Origin of the sequence: Arthrobacter rhombi, assembly GCF_900163545.1 — a bacterium.
In the GTDB taxonomy this organism is placed as follows: domain Bacteria; phylum Actinomycetota; class Actinomycetes; order Actinomycetales; family Micrococcaceae; genus Arthrobacter_H; species Arthrobacter_H rhombi_A.
In genome coordinates, this window is the sequence record NZ_FUHW01000019.1 from 22,807 (window position 1) to 46,948 (window position 24,142).

Below are 24,142 nucleotides of genomic sequence, written 5' to 3' on the forward strand. Positions count from 1 at the left end.
CATGTACTGGACGCCCATCGATGTCAGCGCGACGAAAAACCTGCCCGACGAAGCCACCCTGACGGCCGAGGCCGCGACCATCAAGACCAGGATCAACACGTTCACGGGGCACATCGCCGATATGGACTCGGCGTGGAAGGGGCTCTCGGGGATCTACGAGGCCCCCGCCCAGCAGCAGGTCCTGACGGCCATGAACAAGCCGAAGAACTCCGCCGAGGACCTCGTGGACAGCGGCACGTCGGTGAAGAAGGCCCTGCAGGACTTTGCCTCCACGGCCGGCGATCTGAAAACCAAGCACAACACACTGGTCGGCGACATCTCCGATGCCAAGGCACTCTACGCTGGCTCCAGCTCGTCCTCCGGTTCCCCCGCCGGCCCCACGATGGGCGGGGAACTGCTCGGCCACCGCGTACACGCTGCCCTCGTGACCCGTGCCAAAGGACTGGCCACCGATTACACCACGGCGCGGGAAAAGTGCGTCTCGGATCTGAAGGCCGTCGGCCGGGTGACGACCGATGTGACCTCGCACTACGCCCCCGGCATCCTGGACCTGGTGAGCAACGACGCCGAACGGTTGCGCCGCGATGCCTCCAGGCAGAACTCCAGCGTCGCCCAAATCCGCGCCTACTACGCCTACCTGGCCAAGATGACGCCACAACACATCAAGGCCTTCGCCGAGGATTATCCCGAAGCGGCGGTGTATGGGCCCCGGAAATCGATGCCGGCCCGGGAACAGGTGGAGTTCTGGAACGGCCTGAGTCCGGCCCAGCAAGCGGCCATGGCCGCTTCCCTGCCGATCATTGTCGGGAACACCGAGGGCGTGCGCTATGCCCAACGTGCCACGGCGAACGAAGAGGTCCTGCACATCATGCGCTCGGGGCGTTTCCCGACCACCGCAGAGCAGGACCAGGCCTACGAGGCGATTGCGTCATCGCTCAAGTCCCCGTCCACCGAGGACGTCGACCGGCATCTGATCAGTTTCGATCCCTCGACGAACAAGCCACTGGCCGGAGTCTCCATCGGCGAGATCGACGAAGCGTCGTCGGTGACCCTCAACGCCTCGGGCATCACCAGCAAGACCCAGGGCATGGTGGGGGAAACCAACAACGCTCAGGCCCTCTGGGACGAACAGGGGGAATACACGGTTGGATCGCACGCCGTCGTCGCCTGGATCGGCTACGACTCCCCGGGCGGGTTCCCCGGATCCACCGAGGTGAACTACACCGACAAGGCCCAAGTCGGCGGCCGGGAACTCGCCACACAGCTCGACGGCCTGCATCTGACCCGGGCCCAGGACGGGGGCAGCCTTCCCCGGGTCAACGTCGGCGCCCACTCCTATGGCACCACGATGGCCGGCTACGCCCTGACCCAAACGGAGTTCGACGTCGATTCGGTCTACTTCTACGGTTCGGCAGGGCTGGACCCGAACGTGGCGGACAGCGCCGAGGATCTACACGTCAAGGATGCTGATAACGGACGCCCCGCCGTCTATGCCTCGCAGGCGGTCGGGGATCTGGTGGCCCCCGGCGGTATTTTCTCTTCCCAGTTCGGCGACGTCCCGCGTATCTCCCCCACCGACGACGTCTTCGGCGCCCAGGTTCTCGACGCGGAGGAAAGCGTCGATGAGTTCGGCAATCTGCTCAAGAACACCACGGGGCATGGCGGTCACGGCAACTATGACGGACAGGCACCGACCAACCCCTTGGACCCGCTGTATTTGATTGATCTGGCCAAGGGTCGCCTCGAGGGGCTGGTGGAAACCGAAACGGGACACGGTTATCTGGACCATGACACCACCAGTTTGCATCACTACGCGCTGGTGACCAGCGGAGAAACCCGGAATCTGGACATCAAGGACCAGGCCATCACCGACACCATCATCGAAGAGCAGGAACGGCAGCTGCAGGACCGTCTGGAGGCACCCGGAAAGTTCATCGACAACAGCCAGCGGGGCACCAATGTCCTCATCGACGTAGGCAAGTCCCGCCTCGATGCGGCCCAGGACCAAGCGGTCGGCACCGCGAATTCGGGGATCGACCACGCCCAATCAGGTCTGGACTCCGTGACCGACCGCGGGCAGTCGCTCCTGAGCGGGGCGACCCGCACCGCCCGGGAACACCTGCCCTTCGGTCTGGGCGACACCGACGTGGCAAAGAACGTCGAAAAGGGAGCTTCCACCACCTTCAACGGAATCATCGATGATGGCCAAGGTCTGGCCCGCTCCTCGGTGGATACCGTCCAGGATGGAGGGAACGCCTTCTCGGAGCTGTTCAAGGGGGCGCGCAATGCTCCCCTCGATGGTCTTCAACGCGGCGGCAACGAGGCGATCGATTCGGCACAACGAGCCGTCGGCGATGCCGCAACATCGGTCCAAGGCACCGTCGAAGAGGAGCTGCGCGAGTATTCACTCACCCACCGCGACCCACCCACACGCTAGGCTCTTTCAGCGTGGCTTCCTCATGGCAGGTCATCAGGGAGCCACCCCCGCGGAGTCCCGACAACAATTCCGTCCACCAGCCACGAAGGAGCAGTATCCGTGACGTTTTCCAGCACCTCCACCCAGGTGGCCGCAGCGCTGGGTCTGACGTGCCTGCTTGCTCTGACCGCCTGTTCCACGACCCTGGGAGAACCCATGGACCCCACCGCAGGATCAACCGCCGCCTCCGGCCAGCGGGATGCCTCATCCATCCGCGAGGACTTCTACACCGAGATCGCCCAGATCACCGACGAAGCCGGCGGGGAATGGACCTACCTTGATGGCGGCCCCTTCTCCCCCGACGACCGCGCCTCCTTCTCACCCAAGTCCTGCGCAGCCGACGACGGCCCACGGCAATTGCTGATGATGGTGATCTCGAGCCCCACTGATGACGGACCGGCAGCGATCGCCCAGATGAAATCCGTAGTGGAAGCCCGCGGGATGAGAGTCACCAGCTACATCCCGGGCAAATCCACACGCGAGGCGTCCGCGATCGATGCCGAGCTCGCCTCCGGCCAGTTCGTTTCCTACCGCGCCAACGACCTGCGCACGCGCATCAGATTCGGCAGCGAATGCTCCTCGCATCCAACGATGCTCCAGGACCTCGACTGACTCCTCATTCTTATTGCTTCATGTTGCCGCGGGTGAACGGCAGCGAAGCCTGCCTTCAAAGTGTCGGGTCCCCCGACTAGGCTGATATCAGCTTCACGAGATATGGCCCCGTCGGCCGCTCCCCCGGGGAACGGCAGACGGACAGCTCCGACTGGCCATGCACCAACCCCACTGGGACCGGCAGGAATGCCGAGAACGGATTGTTCTGCGGGTGGTTCGGATGACGAAGCGGCCCCCGGTAGCCGCCAGGGGCAAGGACGATCCGAAAGGCAGACCATGCCGGCCTTGCAGCACCTCCACTCCCCCAATGCCCCCGCAATCCACCGTGGAGTCCCCCGCTTCAGCGGTGACTGGGTCGACGCCGCCGTCGTCCTGGGGCACGGGACGGTCCGTATCGATACCTTCGATCGCGGATACATCCTGATGACCGATGATTTCCAGAGCCTCCGCCACGCCCTCGGGCCGACGCGGACGCTTCGCACCACGGGTGGTTCGGCTTCCGGTCGAGCCGGCGTGCAGTTCAACGCACAGTTCAACATGCTGCTGGTCCCCGGCGGCCACGCCCGTGCGGGCCGCTCCTTCTTCCCGCTGCATCCGGCACCGTCGACCACCTGGCACCAGACCGGAGACCGCGCGCCGGGCGATCAGGGTAGGACAGGAGGCCGCGTTAGGGGGTGAGCATGACCTTGATCGACCGGCGTTCATCCATGGCTCCGTATGCTTCGGCCGCTTCCTCCAGCGGCATGACCGTATCGAAGACCAATCCGGGGTTGATGGTGCCGGCCATGACGTCCTTGAGCAGTTCGGGAATGTAGTTCCGGGTGGAGGCGGCACCGCCGGCCACGGTGATGTTCTTGGAAAACAGCACACCGATGGGCAGTTCGGCGCCTCCTGCCGGAACGCCCACGAACCCCAGCGCGCCGCCAGCGCGGGTGCAGCGCAACGCCTGGTCCATTGATTCGGCGGTTCCGACGCATTCCAGGACCGAATCGGCCAGAACGCCGCCAAGTAGTTCGGAGACCTTTGCGGCTGCCTCCTTGCCCCGTTCGGCCACGATGTCGGTGGCCCCGAAGGCTCGGGCGACCTCTGCGCGGTCGGCATGGCGGGACATGGCGATGATGCGGGTGGCGCCGAGCCTGCTGGCTGCCAGGACTCCGCTGAGCCCGACGGCACCGTCACCGACGACCACCACGCTGCGGCCCGGCCCCACCTGGGCTCCCAGCGCGGCATGGTGGCCGGTGCCCATGACGTCGGAGAGCGACAGCAGCGATTTGAGTAGGGCTTCATCCGGTTCGGCGACGCCGGGAACGACGACGAGCGTCCCGTCCGCGTTGGGCACCCTGACGGCCTCCCCTTGGCCGCCGTCGACCTCGAGGCCCTGTTCATCCTGGCCTCCCCAGATCGCCCGGTGGGCACAGGCCACCTGGACGCCGTTGCGGCAATCGCTGCATTGTCCACAGCTATTGGCCCACGGGGCGATGACGAAGTCACCGACGCTTAGCGTGGCGACGGCGGATCCCACCTCGGTCACGGTGCCCACGAACTCGTGGCCGATCGGATGTGGTTCGGTGGTCTCGCGGAATCCACGGTAGGGCCACAGGTCCGAACCACAGACGCAGGCGGCAGCCACTGTGACGATGGCATCGGTCGGATGCCGGAGGATCGGATCGGGCCGGTCCTCCACGCGGATGTCGTGGGCTGCATGAATCATGGTGGCGCGCATGCTGAGGACTCCTGGGTTACTCGATGGTGACGGTATCTCTCCAGCCTAGAACTATCCGGGGCCGTCCGCTGCCTCGGCGCCCGTCACCTGCTTGTGGTCCGGGCTCCCCGCCTGACAGGGTTCGACCATGAGAACTCTGCCCGAACTACTGGCCTCGGTCGGATCATTGGTCGGAACCCCTGCCCCGTTCACCCCGGACAACGCCCCCGAACACCCGCGGGACCTTTTTGTCGACTGGTTCGCAGCAGCCATCGCCGCCGGGGTCGCCGAGCCCCACGCGATGACCCTGTCCACCGTCGATGCCGAGGGGCTCCCCGATGCCCGGGTGTTGATCCTCAAGGGGGTGACCGAGGACGGCGCCTGGACCTTCGCTGGGTCGGAGCAGAGCTGCAAGGGTGTCCAGCTCGGTGCCCGTCCCGCCGCTGCGTTGACGTTCCATTGGAAGGAACAGATCCGCAGTATCCGAGTGCGGGGCACCGTGACCCAGGTACCGGCCCCGGCGGCACGGCGGGACTTCCTCGCCCGGGGGCTGGCGGCGCGCACGGTGGCGTTGAGCGCCCAGCAGAGCAGTCAGCTCACCGACCCCGGGGGTTTCACCCGGGCCCTCTCCGTGGCCCGGCAGCAGCTGGAGGAGGAGCCCGAAACGGTTCCGGAGGTGTGGAGGGTCTGGCAGTTGGTTCCGGCGAGCGTGGAATTTTGGCAGGGACAACCGGATCGCAACCACCTGCGGTTGCAGTATGTACGTTCGGGATCCGGCTGGGAACGCCACCGCCTCCAGCCCTGATCCGTGGGCTTGCGGCCAGGAGCGGTCACGACAGCCGGGCCGTCAGCCGACATGCGAACGGCGGCCGCCGACTTCTGCGAAGAAGCCGGCGACCGCCGTCGTCGTGCATGGCCCTTTGGGGGCCTGTGGAGTGCCTAGAGGTTGGAGGCCTCGGCATGCTCCGGGTAGATCTTGCGCAGCAGGGCCGCCGTCTCCGACGGGGTCTTGCCAACCTGGACTCCTGCGGCCTCGAGTGCTTCCTTCTTGGCCTGTGCGGTACCCGAGGAGCCGGAGACGATGGCGCCTGCGTGGCCCATGGTCTTGCCCTCAGGCGCGGTGAAGCCTGCCACGTAGCCGACGACCGGTTTGGTGACGTTCGCCTTGATGTATTCGGCGGCACGTTCCTCGGCGTCGCCGCCGATTTCGCCGATCATGACGATCGCCTTGGTCTCCGGGTCGGCCTCGAAGGCTGCCAGGGCATCAATGTGGGTGGTGCCGATGACCGGGTCACCGCCGATGCCGATGGCGCTGGAGAAGCCCAGATCGCGCAGTTCGTACATCATCTGGTAGGTCAGGGTGCCGGACTTGGAAACCAGGCCCACACCGCCCTTGCCGGTGATGTTCGCCGGGGTGATGCCCACCAGCGCCTCGCCCGGGGTGATGATGCCGGGGCAGTTCGGGCCGATGATGCGGGTGACCTGGTTGCCGTTGGCGTCGACCTTGGACTGGGCCAGTGCCCAGAACTCGGCGGCGTCCTGGACCGGGACGCCCTCGGTGATGACCACGACCAGGCCGATGCCTGCCTCGATGGCCTCCACGACGGCGTCCTTGGTGAACTTCGGCGGAACGAAGACGATCGAAACGTCGGCGCCGGTGGCCTCGATGGCTTCGGCGACGGCGCCATAGACCGGCAGGCTGACCTCGCCGTGCGTGACGGTGGTGCCGGCCTTGCGGGCATTCACGCCGCCAACGACCTGGGTGCCAGCGGCGAGCATGCGGGCGGTGTGCTTGGAGCCTTCGCCGCCGGTGATGCCCTGGACGATGACCTTGGAATCCTTGTTGATGAAGATAGACATGTTTTCTTTCCCCTGATCCTTAGGCGTTCGCCAGTTCGGCGGCCTTATCGGCGCCTTCGTCCATGGTGGTGGCCAGCGTCACGAGCGGGTTGTTGGCTTCAGCCAGGATCTTGCGTCCCTCTTCGACGTTGTTGCCATCCAAGCGGACGACGAGCGGCTTGGCGGCCTTATCGCCCAGCATTTCCAGCGCCTTGACGATGCCGTTGGCGACTGCGTCACACGCGGTGATGCCGCCGAAGACGTTGACGAACACGGACTTGACCTGTTCGTCGTTGAGGATGACGTCCAGGCCGGCGGCCATGACCTCGGCCGAGGCGCCACCGCCGATGTCCAGGAAGTTGGCGGGCTTGACGTTGGCGTGCTTCTCGCCGGCGTAGGCGACGACGTCCAGCGTGGACATGACCAGTCCTGCGCCGTTGCCGATGATGCCGACCTGGCCATCGAGCTTGACGTAGTTCAGGCCTGCGGCCTTGGCCTTGGCTTCGAGCGGGTCTGCTGCCCCCTTGTCCTCGAGCTCTTCGTGCTCCGGGTGGCGGACCTCGGAGGCGTTGTCGTCCAGGGTGACCTTGCCATCGAGGGCAATGATCTCGCCGGCTCCGGTGCGGACCAACGGGTTGACCTCCACCAGGGTGGCATCTTCCTTGACGAAGACGTCCCAGAGCTTCAGGATCGCTGCGGCAACGTTGGCGCGCAGCTCGGGGGCGAAGCCTGCTTCGGCGACGATCTCGTCGGCCTTGGCGGCATCGATGCCCACCGAGGGGTCAACGGCAACCCGGGCCAGGGCGTCGGGACGCTCCACGGCCAGGACCTCGATCTCCACGCCGCCTTCGACGGAGCACATGGCCAGGTAGTTGCGGTTGGCCCGGTCCAGCAGCACGGAGAAGTAGAACTCCTCGGCGATGTCGGCGCCCTGGGCGATCATGACCTTGTCGACGGTGTGGCCCTTGATGTCCATCCCAAGGATGGCTGAAGCGTATTCGAACGCCTCGTCGGCGGTCTTGGCGACCTTGACGCCGCCGGCCTTGCCGCGGCCTCCTACCTTGACCTGGGCTTTGACCACTACGACGCCACCGATTTTCTCAGCGGCAGCCTTGGCTTCTTCAGGGGTGTACGCCACGATGCCGGCAAGCACGGGGACACCGTGCTGCTCGAACAGATCGCGCGCCTGGTATTCATACAGGTCCACGGGTGTGTCCTTCTACGTCGAAGTCGTTTCTGACTCGGAGCGTCGGCACGTGCTGGCCCGATGGCTCCACAGGGAACTTTAGCCCCTAGCCGGATGATGCCTTGCCTAGGGTATCGCTTTCGTGAGAAAGAGCACAGTTCTACACCCCGTAGACAAAGATCGTTGAGTTTCCGGGGTTTTCACGTTGCGGACTGGTATTCCGGCCTGCGGTATTTTGGCTAGTATGCCCTCTTCCACCGCCCCTTCGTCCACCCGCGCCGCCTACGATCTGGTCGCCGATGACTACGCCCAGCTACACGACCCCGCAGATCTGGTGGCCCGGCTGGAGGCCGCGGGATTCATCGTGGACGAAGACCTGCAGCGGGCACCCCGCGAGCATGAATCCGGACCACAGGGCTTCCTGAGAGTCCACCGCAGCTGAAACCGGTGGGCTGCTCCTGCACGAATCAGCCGAGTTTGCTCAAGGGTGCATAACGCAGCAGCAGACGCTTCTCCTCGGCGGTGAACTTCACCTTCGCCACCGTCTTGTCCCCCGCCCCCTCCAGGGCCAGGACAACGCCTTCGCCGAACGTGCTGTGGGAGACCTTGTCCCCCACCGAGAGTTGGATGACTTCCTTCTGGGGTTGCACCCGTCCTGCGGCCCGGGCGGTGGGGGCCGTATGCAGCGAGCCGGCTTCGGCATCACCCGAACGACGGCCTCCGCCTCCACCGCTGCCGGAGCCCCAATACGATCCGCCGTCGTACCGGCTCGTGGCGAAGTCGCGGCTGCCGAAGGCGCCGGGGGCCGAGCGGATCGCCCCCTCACGTTTCCAGTCGAGCAGATGGGCGGGGATCTCCTCCAGGAACTGGCTGGCGGGGTTGTACTGGGACTGGCCCCACAGGCTGCGGTACTCGGCCCGGGTGACATAGAGCCGGCGTCGTGCCCGGGTCAGTCCGACGTAGGCCAGCCGGCGCTCCTCGGCGAGTTCCTTCGGATCGGCCATGGAACGTTGGTGCGGGAAGATGCCGTGTTCCATACCGGTGAGGAAGACCGTAGGGAATTCAAGGCCCTTGGCGGTGTGCAACGTCATCAGGGTGACCATGCCCTCGCGTTCGGCCATTTGTGCGCCCTCGTCGTCGTCCGGGGCATCGGGGATCGAGTCGGCGTCGGCCACCAACGAGACCTGCTCCAGGAAGCCCCCGAGCGTGCCCTCGGGGTTCTCCCGTTCGTAATCCCTGACCACGGCGACCAGTTCGGCCAGGTTTTCCACCCTGGATTCGTCCTGCGGGTCCTCGGATTTGCGCAGCATCTCCAGGTAGCCGGTCTGTTCGAGCACGGCCTCCACGGCGGCTGCCGCCCCCGACCCTTCGGCCACCACTGCCAGATCGTCGATGATCTTCACGAATCCTGCGACGGCCTTGGTGCTGCGGGTCGCCAGCCCGGGGGCCTCATCGGCCCGGCGCAGGGCTTCCATGAAGGAGATCCGCTCCTTCTGGCCCAGTGCCGCCACCGCATATTCGGCCCGGTCGCCAATACCGCGTTTGGGCACATTCAGGACCCGTCGGACGTTGACGTCATCTTCCTGGTTGGCCAGGACCCGCAGGTAGGCCAGGGCGTCCTTGATCTCCTTGCGGTCATAGAACCGGGTGCCGCCAACGACCTTGTATTTCAGGTCCACCCGCATCAGCTGTTCCTCCAGCGACCGTGATTGGGCGTTGGTGCGGTAGAAGACGGCGACGTCTCCGGGACGGATGCCCTCCTCGTCGTTGAGCCGCAAGATTTCCTGGGCGATCCACCGGGCTTCGTCCTGTTCGGATTCCCCCACATAGCCCACGATCTGCGGGCCTTCCCCCTCGGCGGTCCAGAGCCTCTTTTCGGGGCGGTCCTCATTCAGGGAGATCACCGCGTTGGCTGCGTTGAGGATGGTTTGGGTGGATCTGTAGTTCTGTTCGAGTTTGATCGTGTCGGCATCCGGGTAGTCCTTGCCGAATTCGACGATATTGCGGATATCGGCGCCACGGAAGGCGTAGATGGACTGGTCGGAGTCCCCGACAACCGTCAGTTCCCCTCCGGGGCTCTGCCCGTCGGGGCCGGTCAGTTCACGCACCAGGGAGTACTGGGCGTGGTTGGTGTCCTGGTATTCGTCGACCAGCACGTGGCGGAACCGCCGCCGGTAGTTGTCGGCGATACCGGGGAAGGCACGGAAAATGTTCACGACCTGGCCGATCAGGTCGTCGAAGTCCATGGCGTTGGCCTGGCGCAGCCGCTGCGTGTACCCGCGGTAGACTTCCGACACGGCAGCGGCGAAGGGGTCGTTCATATTCGTGGTCGAGGCATTTTCCTCGTCATCGATCAACTCGTTCTTCAAGGCCGAGATCCGGTGCTGCATCGCCTTGGGGGCGAACTTCTTCGGGTCCAGGTCCAGCCCCTTGGCGACCAGGGTGATCAGCCGCAAGGAGTCGGCAGCATCGTAGATGGAGAAGTTGGATTTCAGTCCCACCGAGGTGGCCTCACGGCGCAGGATCTTCACGCAGGAGGAGTGGAACGTGGAAATCCACATCTTCTGTGCCGGCTCCCCTACCAGCGCCCCGATGCGTTCACGCATTTCGGCGGCGGCCTTATTGGTGAACGTGATCGCCAAGATCTCATGCGGGCGGGCCCTGCCGGTGGCCAGCAGGTAGGCGATCCGGTGGGAAAGCACCCGGGTCTTACCGGAGCCGGCGCCGGCCACGATCAGGAGCGGGCTGCCCGCATGTTTCACCGCGCGTTCCTGCTCCGGGTTAAGCCCCTCGAGGAGTTCGGCAGCCTGTGGTAGCGCGGGGGCACCGGCGTCGTTTGCACTCAGGCGCGACCGCGCCTCGGAAAAGTCGTCGAAGAGAAAATCCATGGTCCCCCCAGTCTACGGTTGCCGCCGTTTTCCTGCCGCGCCCCCCGCAGCGGCATAATGGCGCCATGTCCAAGAAGCCCGCACAGCGTCGCAAGAAGTCCCGTAGCCACAAGAACCAGTCCGCGAGGCGGCCGGACCAGGCGGCAGGAAACGGTGTGGGCGGCCCGTCTCGTCTGCAGCCCGGCACCCAGCCCCCCCGACCGGGCAGCGCACTGGCGAACACCACCACCGGCAGAACCCCTGAACAGGCCCAGGGCAACGGCAACCTCATCTTGTGGGCGGGGCTGGGCGCCGTCGTTTTACTCTTCTGGTATTACCACCTGCTGGTGTTGAACCAGATGCAAGACCTTTCGGGTGGGCTGGCGATGCCGGATCAATTGCTGGGTGGTTTCGACGCCGAGTACATCCAGAAGCTGCAGGCCTCCATGGATGGGGATGCCAAGGGCCAACTGTCCTACGTGCATAAGACCGCAGGAACGTTGTTCCCGCTCTTCACCGCCTTGGTGGCGATGCTGGCCATTGCCCTGCATGTGCCCCGGCGGGGGCTGCGCTGGGGGTTGTGGGCGATCCCGCTGCTGTTCGCCATCGTCTCACTGTGGACCAACCCGATGATCGACGGGTTGATCGCCGGAACCACCGATCTGGATCGGACGGGACTGGCTTCGGCGCTGACTGTCACCAGCTGGATCCTGCTCTTCGCCACGGTTGCTACCGGCCTGGCGGTGGTCATCGCCTCCTTCGTGCGCACCTTCCGTCGCAAGTGGGGCGAGGCGGGGTTGTCCTGACCCTCCCGGGCCGGAGCTGCACCGTTTTCGGTGTGACCGGATTCTGCCGCTAGGATAGTTGCTGTTCGCTGGGGCTTCGTCCCACGGCGTTCGGTCCCTGTAGCTCAGTCGGATAGAGCGACCCTCTCCTAAAGGGTAGGCCACCGGTTCGATTCCGGTCAGGGACACCCTTTTCTTCACCGGCGCGCAGCCGGGGCCGTCGGACAGGGGCACCGGTTAAACAAATATTGGTGCCGACCGGCGTATGGCTGATGGCTCCCTTAAAAACATCAACAGTACCGGTCGGCACCCATGTCAGTCCCGTTCCCCGTAGCCGCCAACCTGCCGTTCCCCCACCAGGCACGGAAGCCATTGAGACTCGCATTGCCGTGTCGATGGGCAACTTGGTGGCTGCGGCACTGACACTTATATCTAATTCCACTGGACTTAGAATGTCAACCTTCGAAACCAACCCGTTATGACAACGGGCGCCATCGGTTTTCACCGATGGCGCCCGTGGCGTCATATCCTGCCTTCGAGGGCTCAGTTCAGGAGCAGGACGCTGGCCTTCGGCGACAGGCTGGCGTCGAGGATGGCGCAGCCGCCACCGATGGCGGCGACCTCCGGGCCCAACTCGGAATCGACGACGCGGATCGAGTGGACGTCCTTGGCGTTGAAGCGTTGATTGATGATCTCGGCGGCCCCGGACAGGACGTGGTCGCTGATCAGCGGCCAGTAGGGTCCGCCGTAGATGACCTTGTCGACGTCGAGGGCGTTGACCAACTGGGCGACCATATCGGCGGTCCGGCCTGCGAAGTCGCGCAGCAGTCCGATGGCCACCTCGTTGCCTTCGTCCGCCAATTCGGCGAGTCGCATCATGCCGACTGCGCGTCCGGCAACATCCGCGTCCTGGGGGATGCCCAGATCCAGCCCCGCCTCGGAGGCCTTGCGGGCAATGTTCTCGAAGGACGTCGCACCAGCCAGGCAGTCCTTGCGGCCGCAGCAGCACAGCCCGGTCTCTTCGCCGACCGAGAAGTGGCCGATCTCCCCGGCGTTATTGCTCACCCCGCGGACGATCTCCCCGTTGATGACCATGCCCACGCCGATACCTGCTCCGACATAGACGAAGACGAAGTTCTTTTCATCTTCGGGGTTCTTGCCGTTCCAGACCTCGGCGATGGAGGCAGCGATCGTGTCCTTTTCCAGGATGACGTTCAGTCCCAGCTTCCTCGCGAGGGGCTTGACGAATTCGACCTTGGTCCAGCCATCCAGCAGCGGAGGCGCCGTGACATGCCCGCCTTCTAGATCCATGGGACCTGGGACGACGACGCCGACGCCGACCACGCGTTCGCGGGGCTGCCCGGATTCCTTGATCAATTCCTCGACGGCCTCGGCCATCTGGGCGACGGTGGACTCGGGGTCCACGACTGAAGAGGTGAAGTGGCGTTTCGAATGGAGTACTTCGCCCCGCAGGTTGAGCATCACCTGGGTGATGCCGGCCGGATCCAGATGGATGCCGACGGCCAGCTGTCGGTTGACTTCAAGTTCTAGGACGGTCCGGGGTTTACCCGGGCCGGAGACGATGGTGCGGTCCTCGCGAACCAGGCCATCATCGAGCAGTCGGCGAACGACGTTGGAGATCGTTTGTGGCGACAAACCGGTGGACTCCGCCAATTCGACACGACTAACTCCGTCGAGGGCCCGTCGGATCGATTCAAAGATAACCGCTTGGTTAAAGTCGCCAAGGCGCCCAAGGTTGGTGCCGCGCTGCATGTAATCTCCAGATCATTTCGTACCACGGATGATTGATGATCGTGGCGTGTCCCCCCACGTCACGCCGCCACTATCGTGCCCCCAGAGGAGCACATGGTCCTTGATTCTACATATACGATCCGCACACATGCTCGAACGCCATGGTCCCCGGGACCAAACCCCGCCCCGACGGGGCTCTGGAGGGCTTCTCAACGATCTGCATCCCGGGGCGCGTTGCGGTGGTTCCGGTGCCTCAACCGTCGGTGGCCGCTGCGGGGCCCGCCGGGGCGAATTGGGTGCGGTAGAGCTCGGCATACCGTCCGCCGGCGGCCAGCAGCTCGATGTGGCTTCCTCGTTCGACGATCCTGCCGTCCTCGACCACGAGAATGGCATCGGCGGTACGGATCGTCGAGAGCCGGTGGGCGATGACGACGGCGGTCCGTCCGGCCAGTGCCTCGCCCAGCGCTGCCTGTACTGCTGCTTCGCTGGTTGAATCCAGGGCAGCCGTCGCTTCATCAAGGAGGACGACGCGCGGGGCACCGAGCAGCAGGCGGGCGATGGTGAGGCGTTGGCGTTCCCCGCCGGAGAGCCGGTAGCCGCGTTCGCCCACCATCGTGTCCAGACCGTCAGGTAGTGAGCGGATCAGTTCGTTGAGTCGGGCCCGCCGCAGGGCATCCCAGAGCGCGTCATCTGATGCCTCGGGGTTGGCCATGCGCAAATTCGCGGCGATCGTGTCGTGGAAGAGGTGCCCATCCTGCGTCACCATGCCCACGGTGTCCCGCAGTGAAGCGAAGCGGGCGTCGCGAACATCCAGTCCAGAGAATTCCACTGAACCCTGATCGACGTCATAGAGCCGGGCGAGCAGTTGGGCGATCGTCGATTTGCCGGCACCGGAGGAACCAACCAGGGCGTAGGTCTGGCCTGCGGGGACCTCGAAGTCGATCCCCTGCAGAACCTCCTGGCCGCCCCGGTTGTCCAGCACCGTCACGTCCTCGAGGGAAGCCAGGGAGACCTGATCGGCGCTCGGGTAGCCGAACCGTACGTCACGGAAGCGGACGGACACCGGACCGGCGGGAACGTCGGTTGCCTCGGGCTTTTCGGTCAGCAGGGGTTTCAGGTCCAGGATCTCGAAGACCCGGTCGAAGGAGACCAGCGCGCTCATCACCTCAACGCGGGCATTGGCCAGCCCCGTCAACGGCGCGTACAGGCGCGTCAGGAGCAGGGCCAGGGTCACAATGTCCCCGGCCTGTAGCTTCCCGGCCAGGGCGAAGGCCCCGCCCAATCCGTATACCAGGGCCAGTGCCAGGGCTGCGACCAGGGTCAGGGACGTGACGAAAAAGAATTGGCGCATCGCGATCTTGACGCCGACGTCGCGGACCCTGGCGGTCCGTGCGGCAAAGGCTTCGGCCTCGGCATCCGGGTCGCCGAACAGCTTGACCAGGGTTGCCCCGGGAGCCGAGAAACGCTCGGTCATTTGCGTTCCCATATCGGCGTTGTACTCGGCGGCCTCGCGGCGCAGCCGGGCGACGGTGGCGCCCATGCGGCGGGCGGGGATCAAGAAGATCGGGAGCATCAGCACCGACAGCACGGTCAGTTGCCAGGAGTAGCTGACCATCACCCCTGCGGTGAGAATCAGCGCCACAATGTTGCTGACCACCCCGGAAAGCGTCCCGGCAAAGGCTTGTTGGGCGCCGATGACGTCGTTATTCAGCCGGCTGACCAGCGCCCCGGTCCGGGTCCTGGTGAAGAAGGCGATGGGCATCTTCTGGACGTGTTCGTAGACGGTGGTGCGCAGATCGTAGATCACTTGTTCACCGAGGCTGGAGGAGAGCCAGCGGTTCCACAGCGAGACCCCTGCCTCGGCGATGGCCACTGCTGCGATGAGCAGGGCCAGATTCCTGACCGTGGACAGGGGGCCTTCGGCGACGATGGCGTCGATGACCTTGCCGGCCAATACGGGGGTTGCCACGGCCAGGACCGCGGCAATGACCGACAGGAGAACGAAGAGGCTCAGCCGCCGCCCGTAGCCGCGGGCGAAGTCGATAATCCGGCGCACGGTTCCGGGGGCGAATTGCCTCCCGTTTTTCCCTGAAGACATCTTATGCAGGGAGCTCCAGGCTGCCTAGTCCATGCTCACGGCGGGTTCCTTCCATCGGCGCGTCCCGGCACACTGCCGGGACGCGAACCCATGCTACCCGCGGTGAGGCCGGCCTAGGCGGTCGGTGCCGGCTGGCGGTCGGGCCGCTCCCGTTCATCGAAGGTCCGGCTGGGTTCCTCGGTATGGGGAACGAAACCGACGGTCATGGCCTTATAGCCGGGGGTGTTCGATTCCCGGGCCACCAGCCCCCGGTGGACCAGGGCGTTCGCTTCCGGGAAATAGGCTGCCGCGCAGCCGCGGGCCGTGGGGTAGGAGATGAGACGGAAGCGGTTGGCCCGACGCTGGGTTCCGGCGAACGTGGAGATCACATCGACCAGATCCCGGTCCTGAAATCCGAGCTCGGTCAGGTCCTCCGGGTGGACCAGGATGACCCGACGCCCATTGGAGATCCCCCGGTAGCGATCATCCAGCCCGTAGAACGTGGTGTTGTACTGGTCGTGGCTGCGCAGCGTTTGCAGGATCAGGTGACCCTCCGGAGCCGAAAGATATTCCAGGGGGCTGACGGTGAAACGGGCCTTGCCGATATCGGTGGCGAAGGTGCGGGTATCGCGTGGCGGGTTCGGCAAGACGAACCCGTTGCGGGTACGCACCCGCCGGTTGAAGTCCTCAAAGCCCGGGCAGACGGCGGCGATATGATCGCGGATGACGTCGTAGTCCTGGGCCATGGCCCGCCAATCCACGGCATGGCCCTCCCCCAGCGTCGCCGTTGCCATACGCGCCACGATCACCGGTTCGGCCAAGAGGTGCTTGGACATCGGGGCGAGCCGTCCCTGGGTGGTGTGCACCACGGACATGGAGTCCTCCACCGAAAGGAACTGCGGGCCGCTGGGATGCTTATCATCGCGGTCCGTGCGCCCCAGGGTCGGCAAGATCAGCGACGTCTTGCCATGGACCACATGCGAGCGGTTGGGCTTGGTGGAAATATGCACGGTGAGCCCGGCCCGGCGCATTCCGGCTTCGAGCGCCGCGGTATCCGAGCAGGCCAGCGAGAAGTTTCCGCCCATGGACACGAAGACGTCGACGTCGTCGTTCTCGAAGGCCTCAACCGTGTCGGTGGAATCGTAGCCGTGCTCTCGGGGGGTGGAGATGTCGAATTCGGTGTCCAGGGCGGCGAGGAAGTCTTCCTGGGGCTTCTCCCACACCCCCATGGTGCGGTCCCCTTGAACGTTGGAGTGCCCGCGAACCGGGCAGGCGCCGGCTCCTGGCTTGCCGAAGTTCCCTTGGAGCAGCAGAACGTTGATGAGTTCTTTCAGGGTGTCCACCGAATGCGGCTGCTGGGTCAGTCCCAGCGCCCAGCAGATAATGGTTCCCTTGGACTTGGCCAGCATTGAGGCGACCAGGGAGATGTCCTCACGGGAGAGCCCCGTGGCTTCCTCGGTGGCCTCCCAATCAATGGTGGCCCGGGCCGCGGCATAGGCTTGGAAGCCGTTGGTCTGGGCGTCGACGAATTCCCGGTCCACGACGGAGCCAGGATTGCGGGCTTCTTCTTCGAGTAAAAGGTGGCCGAACGCCTGGAACAGGGCGAGGTCCCCGCCGACCTTGATCTGCAGGAATTCATCGGCGATCCGGGTCCCGCCCTTGAGGAGTCCGTCGACGGTTTGCGGGTCACGGAAGTTCAGCAGCCCGGCCTCGGGCAGCGGGTTCACGGCCACGACCTGGGCACCGCGTTTGCGGGCGTCCGCCAGGGCGGAGAGCATCCGTGGATGGTTGGTTCCCGGGTTCTGCCCGATGACAAAGATCAGTTCGGAGTGTTCGAAATCCTCCAGGGATACCGTGCCCTTGCCGATACCGATCGTGGGGCTCAGCGCGGTGCCGGAGGATTCGTGGCACATGTTCGAACAATCTGGCAGGTTGTTCGTCCCGATGCTGCGCGCGAAGAGTTGGTACATGAATGCCGTCTCGTTCGCGGTGCGTCCCGAGGTGTAGAAGACGCAGCGGTCGGCGGTGGTGGCGTTGATGTGCTCGCCCACGGTGGCGAAGGCCTGCGACCAGGAGACGGGACGGTAGTGGCTCTCCCCTTCGCGGATCATCATCGGTTCGGTGATCCGGCCCTGGTTTCCCAGCCAGTACTCGGTTTTATCGCTCAGGTCCTCGATGGAGTGCTCGGCCCACCAGGCGGCGTCGGCTGTCCGTGTGGTGCTCTCCTCGGCGAGGGCCTTCGCCCCGTTTTCGCAGAATTCCGCAGGTTTGCGCGCACCGGTGATCGACTCGGGCCAAGCACAGCCGGGGCAGTCGACACCCCCACGCTGGTTCACCCGCAGCATGGAGCGCAGGGTCCGGCTCACGCCCGCTTGGGAGTATCCGCGGTCCAAGGCGACCATCACCGCTTTGACCCCGGCCGCCGTCGTCTTCGGGGCGCCGACTTCCAGCGCATCTTCATTGATGTCCTGTTCAGGAGCCGAGCGCTTCACGTCGACCGTCCTACTTCCTGTTGTTCGGGGCTGCCACGGCAGGGTGTGCCGGCGCCTGCTGGTCCACGGAGTCATCGGTATCGATCCGGTCCGGGTGGGTATAAAGGTTCACGCTGCTGCCGCGGGCGAACGCGGCCACTGTCAGGCCGGCCCGTTCGGCCAGTTCCACGGCCAGGGAGGAAGGTGCCGAGACGGCGCAGAGTACGGGGATACCCGCGAGGTAGGCCTTTTGCACGAGTTCGAAGGAGGCCCTGCCCGAGACTTGCAGGACGGTGTCACGCAGGGGCAGCCTGCCTTCACGTAGGGCCCAACCGACGACCTTATCGACTGCATTATGCCGCCCGACGTCTTCGCGCAAGCACAGCAAGTTGCCGTCCGTGTCGAATAATCCTGCCGCGTGGACCCCTCCGGTTTTGCCGAAGAGCTCCTGGCTCGAGCGCAGCGTGGTGGACAGCCCGAGGAGGGTCCCGACGCCGATGCGTCCGCTGTCCGGTTCCACGATGAACCGGCTGGTCTTGGCGACCGCGTCGATGGATGCGGTGCCACAGATCCCGCAGGAGGACGAGGTGAAGACATGGCGGTCCAGGGAAGGGTCAGGAATGATGGCGCCCTCGCCCAAACCGGCTTCGACGACGTTGAAGGTTTGGCGGCCGTCTTCGTCCTCGCCGGCGCAAAAACGCATGCTGCTCAACTCATCCGGTCCCCCGATGACGCCTTCGCTCACCAGGAAGCCAGCGACGAGGTCGAAGTCGTTTCCCGGGGTGCGCATGGTGATGCTGAAGACGCGTCCACCCAAGCGGATTTCCAGGGGCTCCTCGGCCGCGATGGTCTCTTCGCGGCCACGTGGACCGGTGTCCGAGGAATAGTGGACAATGCGGCGCCGCCGGGTCAATCTACCCACCCGTTGGCCTCCTTCTCCCTGCCGTCTACCGCGGCCCACAGAGGTACCACGGCGGAGTGTTTTACCGACCGTACCATGGCAGTGGAAGGCAGGTGACCGCCGCTCCCGCCTCGACTCCCGCAGGCGGAACGACCATGACGACATCCGCTTGGGCCAAGCCACGCATCATGGCTGAGCCCGTGTGTTCCGAAGGCACCAGTTGCTGCCGATGGGCCGGGTCGCTCCACTGTGCCGGGAGGAGCCGATGGGAATGCCCAGCCCCCCGAACCGCCTCACCGGTCCGCACTTCCACAGGGGACGACGGCGGTTGGCCGCTGGCCCCTTCCAGCAGTGGTTCCAGCAAGGTCACCACGGCCATCAGTGCCGCCAGCGGGTTCCCTGGCAGACCCACCAGCAGTCGTCCTTCGGGGAGGCTGCGCAGCAGGGCCGGATGCCCCGGGCGCATGGCCACCGAACCAACGATCGAGGTCCCCCCGAGCTCTTCGGCCACGGGACGCACATGATCCGCCGGCGACCTTCCGGTCCCGCCGGTACTGAGCACCACGTCGGCTTCCCGGGCAGAGGCGGAGTCGAGGGCGTCGAGGGTCGCGTGGGTGTCATCCCCGATCCGCAGGACATCCGCCAAGGCCCCGCCGAGGGCCTCAATGCAGGCCGGGAGCACCGGCCCGAAAGTGTCCCTGACCTGGCCGGGGGCCGGAATGCCCGTGGTGACCACCTCGTCGCCGGTGAGCAGCAGCCGGATCCGTACCGCCTGGCTGACCGGCAGCCGGTCATGACCTCCGACGGCGGCCACGGCGATCCGGCCCGGCGTCATCCGCGTGCCGGCACGCAACAGCAACTCACCTTCGGCGGCCTCGCGACCTGCTGGACGAATATCCGCTCCCGGAGATGGTGCCTGCAAGGCGCTCAGTCTGCCGGTGGCAGCCTCCAACACGCTGGCTTCCTGCCGAATCACCGCCGTGGCCCCGGGAGGAACCGACTCTCCGGTCACGATGGCGCGCGCCCACCCGGATATGAGGGGCGGCGGTGTGCTGCCGGCGCCAGCGTGAGGTCGGGGCAGACCGCCGTCGTTCGCGGAAGCCTGCGGAACCCGTTCCACCTGCCAGGGCCCCTCCCCCGCCACGACCCAACCGTCCATGGCAGAGGAGGCGTAGTGGGGCATGGTGTGCAGGGAGTGGATATCTTGGGCGAGGACGCGTCCGTTCACCCTGTCCAAGGGCACCAGGTCGGTGCCTCCCCTGCTGGCTGCTAGGGCACTACCGGCCGCATAGGCCAGGCGTCGGGCCTCCTGCCAGTCTGCTTCGGGCACTACTGCTCGGAGCCGCTGCGGCGCGCCAGTATTTCGTTGACCCGCTTGGTGGCCCCTTGCATGGCAACGGTGTCATTCGCCATGCCAGCACCAGCCGCCAGCCCGGCGGCAAACCCAGCGACATAGGTGGTCACGGGTGCCGCCGGACGGATGATCGAATGCGCGGCGACTCCGGCCATGCCGAGAATGGCATCGATGTCCACGGGGGTGTCCTGGATTTCGAGGCCCTTCAACAATTCGGCCACCCAGTCGTCCAGCTCGGGTATCTCGGACATCCGTACCTCCTGTAGCAGCGGGCTAACGCCCCCTGTCATGATCCGGCGGGCGGCTGATTCCTGCCCGGTCGGCATCTTCCCAGGTGTCCACATCGGTGTAGTTCACGCCGTCGAGGGACACCCTCACTATCTGCACCTTAGCAAGCAGGCGCATCATCGAGGAGTTGGCCAGACCCTGTCCGTGGCTCGTCGCGGATTCGACGGCCTGCAACAGGGCCTCGGTCTCCACGACACAGCTCAGCGGCTGTAGCCTCCCGTCCGTATCGACGGGGACCCAGGCCCTGCCGAAGTCGGCGTCGCCCAGGCCTTCGGCTTCGATTCCTTCGGTTTCGGGTGTGGGCTGGACCGATCCCGCCGCTGCCTGTTCGCCAGCATGGGCCACGATGCCCTCCACGACAGGTCCAGGGTCGAGCAGATCCGCGGCCAGAATCAGCGTCAGTGGCGCCCGCTCGACTGGTACCGGGATATCTCCGTCCGTCCCATCCCCCAAGCTGCGCAAACCTGCGGCAACTGCGGCAGCCGGACCGGCGAACGCCGGGTATTCCCGCGTGAGGGTGAGGATCTGCCCGGCCGAGGCACCCGCAGCATAGTCCGAGATCACGGGGTTCAGTTCCGTGGGGCCCACCACGGCGATGCGATTCGCGGTCGAAGAGGCCCGGAGAGCGTGCTCCAATAAGGTGGACCCGCCGTGGGCCAAGAGTGGTTTATCGCGTCCGCCGAGCCGACTGCCCCGTCCTCCGGCAACGATAATGGCATCGAATTTCATGCTGCCGTCCCCGTCAGGAAGTCCGACCAGCCGGGGGCGGGGCGCTCCAGCTCGGTGATGAACCATTGGGGTCCGCGTGGCATCATGGGTTTTATTCTGAGCCTCCACCCCAGCTGGCGCAGTGTCTTGTCACCCTTGGTGCTGTTGCAGTCCAGGCAGCAGGCGATGAGGTTCTCCCAGGTGTTGGTGCCGCCGCGGGAGCGGGGCATGATGTGGTCAACGGTGGTGGCTGGCTTGCCGCAATAACCGCAGCTGCGGCCGTCCCGGCGCAAAACTCCGCGACGGCTGACGTTGGCCGCCTCGCGATAAGGGACTTTCACGTAGCGGTTGAGCAGGATCACCGACGGTCTACCCACCACCGTGCGTGGGGTGACCACTGGATTGCTGTCCTCGGCCAAGACGCTGGCCTTGCCCGTGAGCACAAGGAGTAGCGCCCGGCGGAAGGTCACCACCGCCAGTGGTTCATATCCTGCATTCAATACCAGGGTTCGCATCTGCGTTCCTCGTCGTGGTGTCCACCCGTGGTCAGCGAGCCACATCCGTTGACCGCGGTTCTCGTGCAAGGTCCATCGGGCACCAGCCTAAGCCCGTCACCCCCGCCCTGTAGAGCAACCAGCCGGGCCAGCCCGCGTGTCACGGCTTCTCGCCGTCGAATTCACACCGGTCTCACCTGCGGTTCATGCCCTGGATCGGCGTCCGTCGCTCCAGCATTCTGCGGCTTAAAAAGTAAAGCTCCCACCCTTTCGGGTGAGAGCTCTACTAGATGCTAAGTCTATTAGCCAGCGATCGTGTAGTAGCCGACCAACGGAGCCGCGTAGGGGCCCGTGGTGTCGCGGACGACCGTGCCGGCGCTCGGGTTCTGGGCGCCGACCATCTTGCCGCCACCGATGTAGATGCCGACGTGCGAGTCGTTGCTCTGGAAGACCAGGTCGCCCGGCTTCGGGCTGGAGGTGCGCACGAGCTTGCCCGAGGCACGCTGAGCTGCAGCGTTGTGCGGCAGGCTGACGCCGGCCTTGCCGTAGATGTACTGCACGAAGCCGGAGCAGTCCCAGCCGCCCGGGGTCGATCCACCGAAGACGTACGGGGAGCCGATGTACTGCTTGGCCATGCTGGCAATGCTGGAGTTGCCGGTGCTGACGGCAGTCTTCGGAGCCTTCTTCGTCACGGTGGAAGACGTCGAGGAGGTGTTGCCCGCGGAGTCGTTGCTCGAAGAGGTGTTGCTCGAGGTCGAGTTCGAGGACGATGAGTTCGACGTCGTCGAGCTCGGAGCCGGAGCGGCCTGACGGTTGGCGGCAGCCTCGCGACGATCGGCGGCAGCTTCCTGAGCGGCCTCCTGGCGTTCAGCGGCGGCCTGCTCAGCAGCTTCGCGACGCTCGGCGGCGGCCTTGTCAGCGGCTTCCTGCTCGGCCTTCTGGGCCGCACGGAAGTCGGCACCGTCGGTGGCGGACTTGACGCCGGAGACCGACATGCTCTTTTCGGCCTTTTTGGCTTCGGTCTTGGCGAGCTTGACCTTGACCGTGGCGGGGGCCTGCACGGAGGTCGTCTTGGCTGCGAGGTCAGCCTGCAGGACGTCGGAGGCCGGCGCCTTATCTGCTTCGCGGGTGGCCGGGGTGGCCTGGGCGGGAACGCCGATGGACAGGACGAGGCCTGATGCCGCGGCGATCACGGCGGCCTGACGGCCGACGGAACCTGCGTTGGAGGATACAGCCTTGGAGATCGACTCCAACGGGTTGGTACGAACGGGGGTGGCGCGGTGACGGCCAAGTGCGTGACGCGTGGTCATGTATTGATTACCTCTCCCAATGCCTGCGAGGTGAGCTGTCGGATTCGAGTGGGAGTCACTCGGTGCCTGGCCCGATAACCGGACCGTGACACTTAACCCCAAGGATCCTGATGGACCCGAAATGTGGTTCCCCCGCTACTGCCAAGCGATTTTTGCGAACGGACCTCGGGCAGTGGCAGTATTCGGCAATCTGCTCGAGTGCGCCTGACCCCTATGCGGTCTGGCACGTCGACTACATTATATGAAGTGCTTCTAAAAGTCACGTTCAGGTCACGAAATGGTTATTTCCCGGTCACGACCCGCGACTTTTCGGGGCTAAAGCCACCCTGCAGGGTCAACCGGCGTGCCATTAACGATGACTTCAAGATGCACGTGGCAGCCGGTTGAGTTGCCGGTGGTCCCGCTCAGGGATACCACCTGGCCGCGCTTGACCTTCTGCCCGACGGCGACCTTGAGGCTGCTGTTGTGGTTATAGGTGGTCTCCAGGCCGTTGCCATGGTCGACCCGCACGCGATTGCCCGAGTGCCCGGCCCAGCCGGCCTGCACCACGGTGCCCGAGGCCGAGGCCTTAACCGGGGTTCCGCAGCCCACTCCGTAGTCCTGCCCGATATGGACCTGGGCGCCCGCGCCGGTCGGGTTCGACCGTGCGCCGAAAGGCGAGGTGATCCGAACGTGATCTACCGGCTGAGCGAGAACTCCCCGCGTGTTGATCCGACTGGCATCGCCGCCGGAGGCGGACATGAGGTAATCGAGTTGATCATCCTTGCTGAAGCTGCTGGAGACCGAGGCGCGGACGATCGCGAAATCATCGGAGGCAGGTACGTCAACGTCGGCAACGCTGGCACTGGCCTGGTGGGCGACACGCTCCTCAGGTCCGGCCGGCTGGTCACCGCCATCTAGGGCTGGATAGGCGGCAGCCAGGGCCAACCCGGAGACCGCCGCCACCGCGGCAAACCGGTGGCTCCACGCCAGCACGGGACGACGGCGGGAAGGCGCGTGGCTCTCGGCACCAACGGCTCTCACGCCAATGGGTAGGCCGATCACGGAGGAGTCGAACGACTCCCCGGCATTCTCCGCTACGGAGGAAGGCTGTTGGGTGCCCGCCGGCTCGGTCAGTAGCGGGACAACGTCGGCAAGGGCAGCTGATGACTCAGGGGCAGCTGGGGCGATATCCCCGCGAACCGACGTCGCTGTCGCGGCGTAACGCATGGTGGACGCGAACCGCCGCGGCACATACGTGCCGTGAACGGCGTCCGGCGCTTCGGCTCCGACTAGCGGTGCCGGGGCGGCACGGCGCCCGGAACGTTTTTGCTCTGTCAA

20 protein-coding genes, 1 tRNA gene and 1 riboswitch are annotated in these 24,142 nt (G+C 65.4%); of the genes, 7 read left to right on the forward strand and 14 right to left on the reverse strand.

Annotated features, from left to right (window positions below; genetic code table 11):
- The first annotated feature begins 1 nt into the window (after position 1).
- From FM101_RS03965 to FM101_RS03975, 3 genes are all read left to right on the forward strand, one after another.
- Positions 2-2,437, forward strand: a complete 2,436-nt coding sequence (locus tag FM101_RS03965) for an alpha/beta hydrolase (protein WP_086995808.1) — start codon at positions 2-4, stop codon at positions 2,435-2,437.
- 99 nt (positions 2,438-2,536) lie between these two features.
- Entirely contained in the window at positions 2,537-3,088 is a 552-nt protein-coding gene (locus tag FM101_RS03970; RefSeq protein ID WP_086995812.1) for a hypothetical protein, read from the forward strand.
- Between the two features lie 276 nt (positions 3,089-3,364).
- Positions 3,365-3,766: a hypothetical protein gene (locus tag FM101_RS03975; protein ID WP_086995814.1), complete on the forward strand. Its 402-nt coding sequence runs from the start codon at positions 3,365-3,367 to the stop codon at positions 3,764-3,766.
- On the opposite strand, the gene FM101_RS03980 is transcribed toward FM101_RS03975, so the two are convergent.
- A complete protein-coding gene (locus FM101_RS03980) occupies positions 3,756-4,811 on the reverse strand; it encodes a zinc-binding dehydrogenase (RefSeq protein WP_086995817.1) in 1,056 nt (351 codons plus the stop codon). The two genes, FM101_RS03975 and FM101_RS03980, sit on opposite strands and share 11 nt — an antisense overlap.
- Before the next feature lie 127 nt (positions 4,812-4,938).
- On the opposite strand from FM101_RS03980, the gene FM101_RS03985 reads away from it, so the two are divergent.
- On the forward strand, positions 4,939-5,595 hold the full coding sequence (locus tag FM101_RS03985) for a pyridoxine/pyridoxamine 5'-phosphate oxidase (RefSeq protein ID WP_086995820.1): 657 nt from the start codon (positions 4,939-4,941) through the stop codon (positions 5,593-5,595).
- A 134-nt stretch (positions 5,596-5,729) separates the two neighbouring features.
- On the opposite strand, the gene sucD is transcribed toward FM101_RS03985, so the two are convergent.
- Positions 5,730-6,650 (reverse strand): succinate--CoA ligase subunit alpha, encoded by a 921-nt coding sequence (gene sucD, locus FM101_RS03990; protein ID WP_086995823.1) that lies wholly within the window; start codon positions 6,648-6,650, stop codon positions 5,730-5,732.
- A gap of 19 nt (positions 6,651-6,669) precedes the next feature.
- A complete protein-coding gene (gene sucC, locus FM101_RS03995; protein ID WP_086995825.1) occupies positions 6,670-7,836 on the reverse strand; it encodes an ADP-forming succinate--CoA ligase subunit beta in 1,167 nt (388 codons plus the stop codon).
- A 223-nt stretch (positions 7,837-8,059) separates the two neighbouring features.
- On the opposite strand from sucC, the gene FM101_RS04000 reads away from it, so the two are divergent.
- Positions 8,060-8,257: a hypothetical protein gene (locus FM101_RS04000; RefSeq protein ID WP_086995828.1), complete on the forward strand. Its 198-nt coding sequence runs from the start codon at positions 8,060-8,062 to the stop codon at positions 8,255-8,257.
- Positions 8,258-8,282: 25 nt separating this feature from the next.
- Here the strand turns inward: FM101_RS04000 and pcrA are convergent, their stop codons facing one another.
- Positions 8,283-10,703: a DNA helicase PcrA gene (pcrA, locus tag FM101_RS04005; RefSeq protein ID WP_086995831.1), complete on the reverse strand. Its 2,421-nt coding sequence runs from the start codon at positions 10,701-10,703 to the stop codon at positions 8,283-8,285.
- Between the two features lie 65 nt (positions 10,704-10,768).
- Here pcrA and FM101_RS04010 point away from each other — a divergent pair, with 65 nt between their 5' ends.
- Positions 10,769-11,488 carry a hypothetical protein gene (locus FM101_RS04010; RefSeq protein ID WP_143269198.1) on the forward strand — a complete coding sequence of 240 codons (720 nt, stop codon included), beginning with the start codon at positions 10,769-10,771 and terminating at the stop codon, positions 11,486-11,488.
- A 93-nt stretch (positions 11,489-11,581) separates the two neighbouring features.
- A tRNA-Arg gene (locus tag FM101_RS04015) sits at positions 11,582-11,655 on the forward strand.
- A 355-nt stretch (positions 11,656-12,010) separates the two neighbouring features.
- Here FM101_RS04015 and FM101_RS04020 read toward each other — a convergent pair.
- From FM101_RS04020 to FM101_RS04065, 10 genes are all read right to left on the reverse strand, one after another.
- Positions 12,011-13,240, reverse strand: coding sequence for an ROK family transcriptional regulator (locus tag FM101_RS04020; protein WP_086995837.1), 1,230 nt, complete (start codon positions 13,238-13,240; stop codon positions 12,011-12,013).
- Between the two features lie 232 nt (positions 13,241-13,472).
- Positions 13,473-15,317 (reverse strand): ABC transporter ATP-binding protein, encoded by a 1,845-nt coding sequence (locus FM101_RS04025; protein WP_245806612.1) that lies wholly within the window; start codon positions 15,315-15,317, stop codon positions 13,473-13,475.
- A gap of 113 nt (positions 15,318-15,430) precedes the next feature.
- Positions 15,431-17,788, reverse strand: coding sequence for an FdhF/YdeP family oxidoreductase (locus FM101_RS04030; RefSeq protein WP_179204220.1), 2,358 nt, complete (start codon positions 17,786-17,788; stop codon positions 15,431-15,433).
- A gap of 10 nt (positions 17,789-17,798) precedes the next feature.
- Positions 17,799-18,689 carry a formate dehydrogenase accessory sulfurtransferase FdhD gene (gene fdhD / locus FM101_RS04035; RefSeq protein ID WP_245806613.1) on the reverse strand — a complete coding sequence of 297 codons (891 nt, stop codon included), beginning with the start codon at positions 18,687-18,689 and terminating at the stop codon, positions 17,799-17,801.
- A gap of 61 nt (positions 18,690-18,750) precedes the next feature.
- Positions 18,751-19,998, reverse strand: coding sequence for a molybdopterin molybdotransferase MoeA (locus FM101_RS04040; RefSeq protein WP_086995846.1), 1,248 nt, complete (start codon positions 19,996-19,998; stop codon positions 18,751-18,753).
- Positions 19,998-20,273, reverse strand: coding sequence for a DUF6457 domain-containing protein (locus FM101_RS04045; RefSeq protein ID WP_086995849.1), 276 nt, complete (start codon positions 20,271-20,273; stop codon positions 19,998-20,000). The genes FM101_RS04040 and FM101_RS04045 overlap by 1 nt, the downstream gene beginning before the upstream one ends.
- Positions 20,274-20,295: 22 nt before the next feature.
- Entirely contained in the window at positions 20,296-21,039 is a 744-nt protein-coding gene (locus FM101_RS04050; RefSeq protein WP_179204221.1) for an NTP transferase domain-containing protein, read from the reverse strand.
- Positions 21,036-21,533: an HNH endonuclease gene (locus FM101_RS04055; RefSeq protein ID WP_086995855.1), complete on the reverse strand. Its 498-nt coding sequence runs from the start codon at positions 21,531-21,533 to the stop codon at positions 21,036-21,038. The genes FM101_RS04050 and FM101_RS04055 overlap by 4 nt, the downstream gene beginning before the upstream one ends.
- 281 nt (positions 21,534-21,814) lie before the next feature.
- The gene (locus FM101_RS04060) at positions 21,815-22,822 is read right to left on the reverse strand and encodes a C40 family peptidase (protein WP_086995858.1); all 1,008 of its coding nucleotides are present in this window, start codon (positions 22,820-22,822) and stop codon (positions 21,815-21,817) included.
- A gap of 6 nt (positions 22,823-22,828) precedes the next feature.
- A riboswitch (cyclic di-AMP (ydaO/yuaA leader) is annotated at positions 22,829-23,004 on the reverse strand.
- 133 nt (positions 23,005-23,137) lie between these two features.
- On the reverse strand, positions 23,138-24,142 hold the full coding sequence (locus FM101_RS04065) for a M23 family metallopeptidase (RefSeq protein WP_245806614.1): 1,005 nt from the start codon (positions 24,140-24,142) through the stop codon (positions 23,138-23,140).